Source organism: Erythrobacter sp. S57(2025), from assembly GCF_057365055.1.
In genome coordinates, this window is record NZ_CP200299.1 from 2149144 (window position 1) to 2161027 (window position 11884).

An 11884-nucleotide genomic window follows, 5' to 3' on the forward strand; every position below is an offset into this window, starting at 1 on the left:
CTAGCAGCCAAGGCGAAGAGGGGAAGAGCTATTCGATTAAAGGGCGTTAGTGGCGCATAAGCGCCTAAGCCCAACGTCGCCAGAAGTGCGCTTTAGGGGCGCTGGACAAGGCAGGCCTGTCCTTGACGTGTCAGAGCATCGCAGGCCGCTTGCGCTTCTGCGCGGTTGGCAAAGCCCACAGCTTGAAGTCGAGTGACACGGCCCGCGGGAACGAGCGACTTCTCAGTACCTGCAAGCGCCGGGTTTGACTGAAGGTCAGACCACAAGCGATCGGCGTTGCTGGCAACGCCAAAGGCACCCAATTGCACGCGCCAATTGCCGCGCATTGCAGGAGTGCGCGCTTTCGGAGCTGAAAACGCGGCTGACGATGCAGTCGATGGCACAGGCGATGGCACAGGTACAACTTGGCGCGGCTGCGTGATTGCAGCTGTGCGAACGGGAGCGGCTGGCGCAGATTGTGCAATCGGTGCTTGCTGCGTGCCGAGGTCAAGAGCGGCGAGTTCAGCTGAACGGCGCTGCTCGGCTTGCGCTTCCAATTGCCGGGCAAGCGACTGCGCGGTCTGGCGATCACTGAGCGGGACATATTGATCCATTTGCGCCAGAGCCGTGCCGGCCTGCGGCAATCCAGCACCATTGGCGAGCGTCAAGAGAGCATAAGCGCGCACCCAATCCTTTTGCGCGTAATCAGCGTTAAAATGCGCCAGTCCAAGCACATATTGCGCGCGCGGATCACCGCGTTCTGCGGCATCCTTGATCAGCGGCATGGCGCTTGCCTGCTCCCCTTGTTGGAACAGCAGCAAGCCATAATTGTCGGCGGCCTTGATGTGGCCTTTATTGGCGGCCTCAGCATATAATTCACGCGCGCGGCCAATGTCGATCTCTACCCCGCGACCCAAGCGATAGGCCTGCGCGAGATTAAACAATGCATCCGCATCGCCATTGCGAGCAGGGCCCTGCCATTCGGCCACAGCGGTCGCATAATCGCCAGCACTCCAGGCATCGACCCCGGCCTTCACATCAGCCGAAAGCGGCGCGGCGGATAGGACAAGCGCAGTTGCGCCTGTACCAGCGGCAAAGCGCAAGAGAGCGGAAAATGGAGCGGCGAAATGAGCCATGGTTCAGGTTTCCCTTTTTTCGGCAAAGCAATGCGTCAAAAAATTCGCATCATTTGCCGTCAGAAATTTAACGCATCGCTCTTATAGTGAATCAAAGGTTAGCAATTCGTTGCCTGCCCCCCTGCGGCTTTGATGATCACGCGTAAGGGTGAGCGCTGCAAATTGTATCGGAATGTTAGCTGATGTGCCCGGCTGTGACCTAACCAGTCTGCAAAGTTGGCAACGCCGTTAACCCAAAATTAGGGGTAGTCTGCGATCTCCCTAGGGACGAAGCCGCAATTGGGCGGCACCACGGTACTTTTACCAGGGGGAATAGAGCGTTGCGTGTACTGGCTTTGGCATCGCAGAAGGGTGGATCAGGGAAAACAACCCTGTCCGGGCACCTCGCCGTTCAGGCTCAGCGCGCAGGCGCTGGACCAGTTGTTCTGATCGACATCGATCCGCAAGGGTCGCTGGCTGATTGGTGGAACGAGCGCGAGGCGGAATATCCCGCATTTGCACAGACTACTGTTTCGCGGCTTGCAAACGATCTGGCGGTTCTCCGTCAGCAAGGTTTCAAGCTGGCTGTGATCGACACACCACCTGCCATTACGATGGCAATTCAATCGGTGATCGGCGTTGCGGAACTGATTGTTGTTCCAACTCGCCCCAGCCCACACGATCTGCGCGCTGTTGGCGCGACCGTTGATCTGTGTGAGCGCGCTGGCAAGCCGCTGGTCTTCGTTGTTAACGCAGCGACGCCTAAGGCAAAGATCACATCCGAAGCCGCCGTTGCGCTTTCGCAGCACGGTACGGTTGCTCCGATCACCCTTCACCACCGCACAGATTTTGCAGCCTCAATGATTGATGGCCGCACTGTGATGGAAGTCGATCCTGATGGCCGCAGCGCAGCTGAAATGACCGCGCTTTGGAAATACATTTCGGATCGTCTTGAAAAGAATTTCCGCCGCACCGTTTTCTCCGCACCCGGCACGAGCCCTCAGGTTCAAGCCAATGGGATGCATCGTCCTTCTGGTGGCTTTGGCCGCCGGGTGGCGAATTAAGAGCCGGAGCGTAGGATGTCCGAAGCCAGCTTTGCCTCGCTAGGACCGACTTTGCTCGCTCGTAAGGGCGGCGCAAAGCCTGCCATGCGTCCTCAACTCGCGCCGCTTCCCGAAGTGGTCGAGGCCGAACAGCTCGAAGATCTGGGCTGGAACGACATGGGCGGTGAAGAGCAGGACGCATCATCAGAAAGCGCCGAGATTGTCGCGCTTGACCCGGCGCAGCGTGATGCTGCCAACGAAGACTTTATCGGTGAAAGCCCACTGGTCAAACAGCAGCAGACCAAGCTTGAAGAGCGTGTGACCGCGAAAGTGGAAGCAGCCCCTGAGCTGATCCAGCAGAAGCCAGCAAAGAAGGCGAAGAAGCCTTCAAACAAAAAGGTTTCCGCTAAGAAAGCCGCGCCAAAGAAAAGCGCAGCCAAACAAACACGCCGCGCCGCTTTTACTCTGCGGCTCGACACAGACCGTCACCTCAAACTGCGTCTCGCTTCCACCATGCAAGGTGTCAGCGCGCAGGCTCTGGTGACGCAAGCCCTCGATGCAATGCTGAGCGATCTTGATGGTCTCGACACGCTGGCAGAGCAGTTGAGCGGACGCATCAAAGACAACTGAACAACACGTAACGATCAACCAAGAACCATTTAGACGCAGATTATCATGGTTAATTTAGGGGAAATGCACATGGCCCGCCGTAATGAAGTTTCGAAGGACAGCATGAAGGCTGCACCGAAATTCGGCCTTTTTGTTGGCACCGCTCTGGTTAGCATGGCGCTGGCCGGTTGCGCCGCATCTGCACCTGCGGGTGAGGTCTCCTTTGCCAAAGCGCAAGCCGCGCTTGAAGATGGCAAAGGCGAGCGCGCCGTTACCCACGCCGAAGCCGCCGTGCTCGCAGAGCCACGCAATGCTGGCTACCGCGCTGTTCTTGGTGCTGCTTATCTTGAAGAGGGTCGTTTCCAGTCCGCCGCTACCGCATTTGGTGAAGCGATCGAACTGGGTGACGAAGATCCTCGCACAGTGCTCAGCTATGCACTCGCTAAGGTTGCCACCGGCGATAACAATTCAGCGATTGCCAAGCTAACCGAATATCAGGGTGTGATCCCGAGCGTTGATCTGGGCCTTGCCCTTGCGCTGGCTGGTCAGCCAGAGCGCGGTGTTCACCACCTCATCAATACCGTGCGCAATGGCGATAACACCGCCAAGGCCCGTCAAAACCTTGCCTATGCCTATGCCTTGGCTGGCAATTGGCGCGCTGCCCGCGTGATGGCCGCAGAAGACGTACCTGCTGATCAACTGGATGCGCGTCTGTCTGACTGGGCCTCTGCTGCACGTCCTGAAGACTATCAAGTTCGCGTTGCTTCGCTGCTTGGCGTGTCGGCCGTTTCTGACGGTGGCCAGCCACAGCACCTGGCACTTGCCAACTTCCCAGAAGCGCAAGTCCTGGTTGCCGAAGCTGCTGCGGAAAGCACTGATGCTCCTGTGTCTGATCTGGCCGAAGCACCTGTCGACGCACCTGCACCTGTTGTTGCAAGCGCAGTTGAAACAGTCGAGTCATCGCCTGTTCGCGCTGAGCCCGTTCGTGTTGCGTCAGCTGAACCACGCCCTGCACCGCAGCGTGTTGCTCCGCGCGTGAACTCACCGCGTGTTGCTAATGCGCCAGCGGCGCCCGCTCCGGCAGCATCGCCTGCCGCGGCACCTGCTCCGGCAACAAACTCGCTTCCAGCAATCGCGGCAGCGCCTTCACGCGGAGCGCCACGCTTCGTGTCGAACGCTGTTGTGCAAAGCGTCCCAGCATCTGCTGCCGCAGAATCGCGCAGCGCCGCACCTCAGCGTGCCGCACGCCCTGCTCCGCAGCGCCGTCAGGCTGCTGCAACCGGCTCGGCTGATACGCATCTGGTTCAGCTGGGCGCATTCAGCACCCGCGCTGTTGCTGAAAGCAAGTGGAACGATATGAAGCGCCGCTTCCCATCGCTCGCTGGTCACGACGTCGTGATCACAGAGGCACGCGTAAATGGCCGCACATTCTTCCGCGTGGCTGCCGCCGGCTTTGGCCGCAGCAGCGCTGCACAAATGTGCAACGCGGTGAAATCACGCGGCAATGGCTGCTTCGCCTATGCCGCTTCCAACCCGCCAGCTGGCGCGGTTGATCGCGGTGTGCGGATCGCAGCGCGCACCCGCTAACACCCAATTCTCCACTCTCTGGTTTTGAGAGCTTCAGCGAAACTGCCCCTGAAAGCCTAGCGCTTTCGGGGGCATTTTTCGTTTGAGTGCCTTGCGAACTATATTGACCTGCGAGGGACGCGCATTTTCCTACTCATCGCGCATTGGCTACCACCAAAATCGAACCGCGAACCCAAATGGGCGGCGATGATTTTGGAAGGTGACAGTTATCTTCGTAGGAATTTACTTTTCCCGCAATTTCTCAATACCTTGCGGTGGATCACGCTTTTTTCAATCGGTACACTTACGCGTAACAGCGCCGCCTCATAGCGCCACCTCAACCCCGCCTTTGACCAGTGCCTTCACTCGGCCTTGCACGCCTTGTCGGTCGAACGGGGTGTTGTCGGCTCTCGCCCCCATCTTGGTGCGGTCTACAAACCAAGGGGCTTCGGGATCGATCACTGCGACATCTGCTTCGCGCCCTACCTCTAATGCTCCCGCCGAAACGCCCAGCAACTCAGCCGGATTGGCGGCGAGCAATTGGAAAGCGCGCGGCATGTCGATCAGCTCCTCACGCACGAGGTTCAGCGTCATGGCAAGCAGCGTCTCTGCCCCTGCCATACCGGGTTCAGCATCAGCGAAAGGCAAGCGCTTGCCCTCTGCACCACGCGGATCATGCCCGCTTGAGATCACATCCACCGTGCCATCTGCAATCGCAGCGCGCGCGGCCTGCCGGTCATCCTCAGATCGTAAAGGTGGCGAGAGCCGGGTGAAAGTACGAAAGTCAGCGCTGGCAAGGTCAGATAGCATGAAGTGCGCAGGAGTGATCCCGCAAGTTACGCGCACCCCCCGCGCCTTGGCTTGGCGCATGAGGTCAAAACCTGCTCGGGTGGTGACTTGACGGAAGTGGACCCGCGCGCCCGACATCTCAGCCAGGATCACATCACGCGCAATCGCCAGCGTCTCTGCTTCGGCAGGCGCACTGGGTAGGCCAAGCCGGGTGGCGATCTCACCCGCTGATGCGGCGGCTTCCCCGGTAATGGCGGCATCCTCGGCATGAGTGACCACCACCAGATCCAGCATCGCGGCATATTGGCACAGGCGCAGCATCGCACCGCTATCACCGATCCAGCCGCGCCCGGTCGCAACGCCGCGCGCGCCTGCATCACGCATCAGCGCGATCTCTGCCAGTTCAACCCCTTCGAGCCCGCGCGTCGCGGCGGCAAGCGGATGGACCCAGAAATCAGGCTTCCCACTCTTGGCAACGTAAGCAACGCGGCTGGGGTAATCGAGCGGCGGCGACTGGTCGGGCATCAGGGCGGCTCTGGTGATCCCGCCAAAGTGAAATGCGGGTTTGTCGACTGCAAACACGCCAAGGTCGACAAGACCCGGCGCAATTAGCTTGCCCCGTGCATTCAGCGTCCGATCACCGTCCTGCGCAGTGACATCAGCGCCAACCGCCTCAATCGTGCCATTGACCAGCCGCACTGCGCCTTCGCTAAGGCCCGATTGAGTAACGAGCGTACCGTTGGTGATGGTGAGAGCTTGGACTTGCTTCATGACGCCATCTCCCATCCCTTAACACCTCGAGCTGAGCGGGTCAGCACGTCGAGGCAAGCCATGCGGATCGCGACCCCCATCTCCACCTGCTGCGTGATGATGGATCGGTCGAGCATGTCGGCGACATCGCTATCGATCTCGACCCCTCGGTTCATGGGGCCGGGATGCATCACAAGCGCATCGGGCGCGGCACGCTCCAGCCGCGCTTTGGTGAGGCCGTAAAGATGGTGGTACTCACGTGCAGACGGGATGAACTGACCCGACATGCGCTCGGTTTGGAGCCGCAGCATCATAACCACATCACTGCCCGACAATGCCGCTTCGAAATCGTGGAATGGCTCTGCACCCATCGCCTCAACCCCTTGCGGCATCAAAGCTGGCGGAGAGCAAAGACGCACGCTCGCGCCAAGCGCTTGAAGGCACAGGATGTTGGAGCGCGCGACACGGCTGTGCAGGATATCGCCGCAAATAGTGATGGTGCGCCCGGTGAAGTCCTCCGAATGCTCCCCCCGCTTCGCCAGCGCATGACGCAGCGCGAGCGCATCGAGCAGCCCTTGCGTTGGGTGTTCGTGCTGACCATCGCCTGCATTCAAGACCGGGCAATCGACCTTGTCTGCAATCAGCTGCGTAGCGCCGCTCGATCCGTGGCGGATGACGATCGCGTCCGCTCGCATGGCGTTGAGTGTGATCGCGGTGTCAATCAGCGTTTCGCCCTTCTTCACGCTCGACTGCGCGGCATGCATGTTGACCACGTCCGCCCCCAAGCGCTTCCCAGCAATTTCAAACGAGAGGAGCGTCCGGGTCGAGTTCTCGAAGAAGGCGTTGATGATGGTGAGGCCTGACAGCAGCCCTGCATGTTTCGCGCTTTGGCGGTTCAACTCCACCCATTGCTCCGCTTGAGCGAGCAAATAGAGGATCTCATGCCGTTCCAACCGACCAATGCCGGTAAGGTCGCGGTGCGGGAAAGCGAGGCGTCCTGCGGGAAAGCGGTCCGAATGCGCAGTGCTGGCAAGCCGACCCTGCTCATACTGCGCCATGAATTCCTTGAGCCTTGCTCCAGTGCTGCCGCGCAAATCGCGCCCGGCCCTCAGCTGCGAGACAAAGGGCTTGTCGTTCATTGCCAGCTCGCCGAACCGTGTTTCCGACATGTCATGGCGGCGGCAAAATTGCTCTATTTCCAACAGGAGTTCTTGCATAGGCCCGCACCTAAGTTGGATTTAACCAACCGTCCAGAGCGAATTGCCAGTCTTTCCTGTCAAAAGCCCTTCGACGAGCAGATTTTGACGCTGGACGGGACGCAAAAGCGAATTCAGTGGAACTTTGACCATTCCGCTTTAGTTAGGAGGGAGATAAAACTTAGGAAAACCACCAATGAGCTTCCTCGGCAAAGCATGGAAAGTGATCGTCGGCATCAAGGACGTACTCGTCCTCATCTTCATGCTGCTTTTCTTCCTCGCACTGTTCAGCATCCTATCCGCCGCACCAAATCCAGGCCAAGTCCGCGACGGCGCGCTGTATATCGACCTGTCCGGCTTTGTGGTGGAAGAGAAATCTGAGGTTGATCCATTTGAAACGCTGCTTAGCGGCCAGGCACCTCCGGTTGAGCATCAGGCCCGCGATCTGGTGCGCGCCATGGATGCCGCCGCGACCGATGACCGGATCAAGGCGGTTGTGCTCGACATGACCGGCTTTGTCGGCGGCGGGCAAGTGCATTTGCAAGCCATTGGCGAGGCAATGGACCGTGTACGTCAGGCCGAAAAGCCGGTGCTGACCTATGCCGTTGCCTATGGTGATGATCATATGCATTTGGCTGCCCATGCCAGCGAGATTTGGACCGACCCGCTGGGCGGCGCAGTCATCGCAGGCCCCGGCGGCAGCGCTCTCTATTACGCAGGTTTGCTCGAGCGATTGAACGTCAACGCCCGCGTCTACCGCGTGGGTGAATTCAAGTCGGCTGTTGAGCCCTACATCCTTGATGGCCCATCGGATGCGGCTCAGGAAAACCGCGCGAGTCTTTACGGAGCCTTGTGGGAAGAATGGCAGGCCAATGTCGCAAAGGCGCGCCCTGACCTCGACCTAGAACGTGTAACCACTGACCCTGTTGGCTGGGTCGAAGGCTCCGCTGGCGATCTTGCCAAAGCGGCGCTCGATGCAGGATTGGTCGATAAGCTTGGCGACCGTGTCGAATTTGGCAACTACGTGGCGGAAATCGCAGGCGAAGACAGCTGGAGTGACAAGCCCGGCGCCTTTGCAAAAAGCGACCTTCGCCCGTTCCTTGCCGATGTTGGTCCGGGAACCGGTTCTTCTAGCAATAAGATTGCGGTCGTTACCGTAGCCGGTGTTATCGTTGATGGCGAGGCAGGACCCGGCACCGCGGGCGGCACACGCATTGCTGACCTCCTCGACAATGCGCTGGACGATGATCTTAAGGGACTTGTCGTACGGGTCGATTCACCGGGTGGCTCAGTCCTTGCTTCAGAGGAAATCCGCCGCGCAATTGAACGCTATCGCGCTAAGGAAATTCCAGTTGCGATCTCTTTTGCCAATGTCGCAGCGAGCGGCGGGTATTGGGTCGCGACCGCTGGCGACCGCATCTTCGCGCAACCTGAGACGATAACCGGCTCAATCGGTGTCTTTGCTGTCATCCCCACCTTTGAGGATGCCGCTTCTGAGATTGGCGTGAATGCTGAAGGGTTCGCGACAACGCCGCTTTCAGGCCAGCCCGACATTATCGGCGGCTTCACCCCTGAAGTGGACGCAATCTTGCAGGCCTCCGTCACCGACACCTATTCCGACTTCCTCGAACGCGTGGCAGATGCGCGTGGACTTTCAACGGACCGCGTTGACGAAATTGCGCAAGGGCGTGTGTGGGATGGCGGCACGGGTCGCCAACTTGGGTTGGTTGATCAATTTGGCGGCCTTTCCGAAGCGCTCCAATGGGTCGCAGGCGAAGCTGGCCTTGAAGAAGATGACTGGAGCGCGCGCTTCTTGGGCTCACCTGTGGGCGAATATGATTCTCTCATTCGCCAGCTTGTCAGCAGCGCGACTGCCCCCGCACCAGAAGTGCGCGGTGGCGATCTGTTCGCCATGGCAGCGCAACAACGTTCAAGCTTGATCGGCCAAATGACGCGCGATGCGCAGCGGCTAATGGGCACGCAAGGAATTCAGGCCTATTGCCTCGAATGCCCTGCTGATCCCCGGCCAATTTCTTCGCGCGAGGCCAAAGGGATGCTTGAGATCTTTGGAGCGTGGCTGGCGCGTTAGTTGCTGCGCATGAAAGCGCTTCTTTGAGCGCCCAAAGAGGACAAAACCGTAAAGCAAGGCCGCGCGCCGGTCGGGCCTGCGATGGTGATACTGCACAAGCGAACGGGCGCGTAACTCAGTGGTAGGGCACACCCTTTACACGGGTGGGGTCGCAAGTTCACCCCTTCGCGCGCCCACCATTTTCAGCCTTTAAAAAGAGAACTCTGCGACGCCCGGAACCAATCGCCAGGGTTCCCGTTTTGTCGATTGAAAAAATCGATCTTCGCAATCGCACAAATCAATTTTTGTGCAGCGCATCAATCCCTATTTGAGCACTCGAAACAATCACCTCTCCAATCAACCCGAATTCAAGGAACAAATTCATGGGTATTATCGGTTCGACCATCCAGCCATTCACCGCGACCGCATTCAAAGCGGGCGAAGACTTCTACGACGTCAGCGAAGCAGACATTGCCGGCAAGTGGTCTGTCTTCTTCTTCTATCCAGCAGACTTCACCTTTGTCTGCCCAACCGAACTCGAAGACCTCGGCGAAAAGTACGAGATGCTCCAGTCAATGGGCGTTGAAGTGTTTGCGGTGTCGACCGACACGCATTTCAGCCACAAGGCATGGCACGACACTTCTGACAAGATCGGCAAGCTGACCTTCCCATTCCTCGGCGACCAGAATCACGTGCTCGCGAACAACTTTGGCGTGCTGCGTGAAGGCGTCGGCCTTGCTGACCGCGCGACCTTTGTGGTCGACCCAGACGGCGTGATCCAAATCATGGAAATCACCTGCGAAGGCGTTGGCCGCAACGCCAACGAACTGACCCGCAAGATCAAGGCTGCACAATATGTGCGCGCCAATCCCGGTCAGGTTTGCCCGGCCGCATGGGAAGAAGGCGCAGACACGCTCGCTCCATCGCTTGACCTTGTTGGTAAGATCTAAGGTCGCAAGACCAAACACTCTAAAGGCAGCGCGGCGCACCTCCCCCTCCCCCCTCCAGCGCCGCGCTGCCGACCGTCACCCCTTGATCACTCGGAGTGGCACCTATCGACCGGAAGCCCCCGCCCCTTACCCCCTAAGCCCAGATTTGGGCCGTGCGTGGTGGCTTTCCGGTCCTCTTTTCCCAGCGCGATTGCGCGCATTCACATCATCTAGAGAGACCCATGCTCGATCAGACCATGACAGCTCAGCTCAGCCAATATCTCGGCAATCTTCGCGAAGGCGTGGAGCTTGTTGCCTCGCTCGACGACAGTGAGAAGAGCGCGCAGACGCGCGAATTGTTAAGCGAGATCGCGGCTTTGCATGATGATGTCACCGCCTCTTTCGATGGTGAGGACGCGCGCAAGCCCAGCTTCATCATCCGCCGCGCCTCAGACGCGAATAAGTGGGTACGCTTTGCAGGACTGCCGATGGGGCATGAGTTCACCTCGCTGGTTCTCGCGCTGCTTTGGGCAGGTGGCCACCCGCCAAAGGTCGATGCGGACTTGATCGAGCAGGTCCGAGCACTCGAAGGCGATTTCGAATTTGAGATGTATTTCTCGCTCTCCTGCCACAATTGCCCCGACGTGGTGCAAGCGCTCACACTGATGGCGCTTGAGAACCCGCGCATCAACGCGACGTTGATCGAGGGCGGCACCTTCCAAGATGAGGTTGAGGAACGCGGCGTTCTCGCGGTGCCGGCGACCTTCCTGAACGGCGAAAGCTTCTATAATGGAAAGATGGAACTGGCTGAAATCCTCTCCAAGCTGGACAGCGGCGCGGATGAAAAAGCAGCTGAGAAACTCAACGCTCAAGAGCCGTTTGAAGTGCTTGTGATCGGCGGCGGGCCTGCAGGGGTCGCGTCGGGCGTGTACACCGCGCGCAAGGGTTTCCGTACCGGCATCGCAGCAGAGCGATTTGGTGGGCAATTGCAGGACACTCTAGGGATCGAGAACCTGCCCGGCACATCCTACACCGAAGGGCCAAAGCTCTCCGATGACCTTAAGAAACAGGTCGCTGAGAACACGATTGAGCTGATGGACTTAGCGCGCGCAACCGAGCTTACGCCAGCCAGCGAAGTCGGCGGTCTGCACCATGTCACTATGGCGAATGGCGCGGTGCTCAAAGCACGCTCTCTAATCCTTTCGACCGGCGCGCGCTGGCGCAATTTGGGCGTTCCGGGCGAAGCGGAATATCGCAACAAGGGCGTGGCTTACTGCCCGCACTGCGACGGTCCGCTGTTCAAGGGCAAGCGCATCGCTGTGATCGGCGGCGGCAATTCCGGTGTTGAAGCGGCGATCGACCTTGCCAAGATTGTCGGCCATGTCACTCTGATCGAATTCGACAGCAAGCTGCGCGCAGATGAAGTGCTACAACGCAAGTTACGCTCGCTTTCCAATGTCGAAATCGTTTTGAACGGCCAGACCACCGAAGTAACCGGCGATGGTTCGCGCTGCAACGGCCTAAACCTCAAAGACCGCGAAAGCGGCGAGACGCGCCATATCGAGCTTGAAGGCGTGTTCGTGCAGATCGGCCTTGTGCCCAATACTGAGTGGCTGGTCGATACAGGATTAGAACTGTCCAAGTTTGGCGAAATCATCATCGATGATCACGGCGCGACAAACTTGCCCGGCATCTATGCCGCAGGCGATGCGACCACAGTGCCGCATAAGCAAATCGTTGTGGCTATGGGTGAAGGCGCAAAGGCAGGCTTAGGCGCGTTTGACTTCCTGATCCGCAACGAGCCGGTCGAGGAATTGGTGCAGGCTGCCTAACGCCCGCG

9 protein-coding genes and 1 tRNA gene are annotated in these 11884 nt (G+C 59.0%); 7 read left to right on the plus strand and 3 right to left on the minus strand.

What is annotated here, in order from left to right; all coding sequences use genetic code 11:
• Nucleotides 1–92: 92 nt before the first annotated feature.
• Complete coding sequence (locus AC0V6N_RS10350; RefSeq protein WP_486171477.1) at nt 93–1115, minus strand: SPOR domain-containing protein; 1023 nt, start codon at nt 1113–1115, stop codon at nt 93–95.
• A 320-nt stretch (nt 1116–1435) separates the two neighbouring features.
• Between AC0V6N_RS10350 and AC0V6N_RS10355 the strand changes: the two genes are divergently transcribed.
• From AC0V6N_RS10355 to AC0V6N_RS10365, 3 genes are all read left to right on the plus strand, one after another.
• Nucleotides 1436–2158 (plus strand): AAA family ATPase, encoded by a 723-nt coding sequence (locus tag AC0V6N_RS10355; RefSeq protein ID WP_486171478.1) that lies wholly within the window; start codon nt 1436–1438, stop codon nt 2156–2158.
• Nucleotides 2159–2173: 15 nt separating this feature from the next.
• The gene (locus AC0V6N_RS10360; protein WP_486171479.1) at nt 2174–2767 is read left to right on the plus strand and encodes a type II toxin-antitoxin system HicB family antitoxin; all 594 of its coding nucleotides are present in this window, start codon (nt 2174–2176) and stop codon (nt 2765–2767) included.
• 69 nt (nt 2768–2836) lie between these two features.
• Nucleotides 2837–4333, plus strand: a complete 1497-nt coding sequence (locus AC0V6N_RS10365) for an SPOR domain-containing protein (RefSeq protein WP_486171480.1) — start codon at nt 2837–2839, stop codon at nt 4331–4333.
• Nucleotides 4334–4636: 303 nt separating this feature from the next.
• On the opposite strand, the gene AC0V6N_RS10370 is transcribed toward AC0V6N_RS10365, so the two are convergent.
• Entirely contained in the window at nt 4637–5872 is a 1236-nt protein-coding gene (locus tag AC0V6N_RS10370) for a dihydroorotase (protein ID WP_486171481.1), read from the minus strand.
• Nucleotides 5869–6909 (minus strand): aspartate carbamoyltransferase catalytic subunit, encoded by a 1041-nt coding sequence (locus tag AC0V6N_RS10375; RefSeq protein ID WP_486172469.1) that lies wholly within the window; start codon nt 6907–6909, stop codon nt 5869–5871. Before AC0V6N_RS10375 ends, AC0V6N_RS10370 begins: the two co-directional genes overlap by 4 nt.
• A gap of 334 nt (nt 6910–7243) precedes the next feature.
• Between AC0V6N_RS10375 and sppA the strand changes: the two genes are divergently transcribed.
• From sppA to ahpF, 4 genes are all read left to right on the plus strand, one after another.
• On the plus strand, nt 7244–9136 hold the full coding sequence (gene sppA, locus AC0V6N_RS10380; RefSeq protein ID WP_486171482.1) for a signal peptide peptidase SppA: 1893 nt from the start codon (nt 7244–7246) through the stop codon (nt 9134–9136).
• A gap of 104 nt (nt 9137–9240) precedes the next feature.
• Nucleotides 9241–9315 (plus strand) — tRNA-Val (locus tag AC0V6N_RS10385).
• A 183-nt stretch (nt 9316–9498) separates the two neighbouring features.
• Complete coding sequence (gene ahpC, locus AC0V6N_RS10390; RefSeq protein WP_486171483.1) at nt 9499–10065, plus strand: alkyl hydroperoxide reductase subunit C; 567 nt, start codon at nt 9499–9501, stop codon at nt 10063–10065.
• A 221-nt stretch (nt 10066–10286) separates the two neighbouring features.
• Nucleotides 10287–11876: an alkyl hydroperoxide reductase subunit F gene (ahpF, locus tag AC0V6N_RS10395; protein WP_486171484.1), complete on the plus strand. Its 1590-nt coding sequence runs from the start codon at nt 10287–10289 to the stop codon at nt 11874–11876.
• The last annotated feature ends 8 nt before the right edge of the window (nt 11877–11884 follow it).

What these genes read in the sequence shown, in the direction of transcription:
- AC0V6N_RS10375 (WP_486172469.1), bottom strand. Translation starts at nt 6,909, where the DNA reads ATGGCGCAGTATGAGCAGGGTCGGCTTGCCAGCACTGCGCATTCGGAC.
- AC0V6N_RS10370 (WP_486171481.1), bottom strand. Translation starts at nt 5,872, where the DNA reads ATGAAGCAAGTCCAAGCTCTCACCATCACCAACGGTACGCTCGTTACT.
- ahpC (WP_486171483.1), top strand. Translation starts at nt 9,499, where the DNA reads ATGGGTATTATCGGTTCGACCATCCAGCCATTCACCGCGACCGCATTC.
- sppA (WP_486171482.1), top strand. Translation starts at nt 7,244, where the DNA reads ATGAGCTTCCTCGGCAAAGCATGGAAAGTGATCGTCGGCATCAAGGAC.
- AC0V6N_RS10360 (WP_486171479.1), top strand. Translation starts at nt 2,174, where the DNA reads ATGTCCGAAGCCAGCTTTGCCTCGCTAGGACCGACTTTGCTCGCTCGT.
- AC0V6N_RS10365 (WP_486171480.1), top strand. Translation starts at nt 2,837, where the DNA reads ATGGCCCGCCGTAATGAAGTTTCGAAGGACAGCATGAAGGCTGCACCG.
- AC0V6N_RS10350 (WP_486171477.1), bottom strand. Translation starts at nt 1,115, where the DNA reads ATGGCTCATTTCGCCGCTCCATTTTCCGCTCTCTTGCGCTTTGCCGCT.
- ahpF (WP_486171484.1), top strand. Translation starts at nt 10,287, where the DNA reads ATGCTCGATCAGACCATGACAGCTCAGCTCAGCCAATATCTCGGCAAT.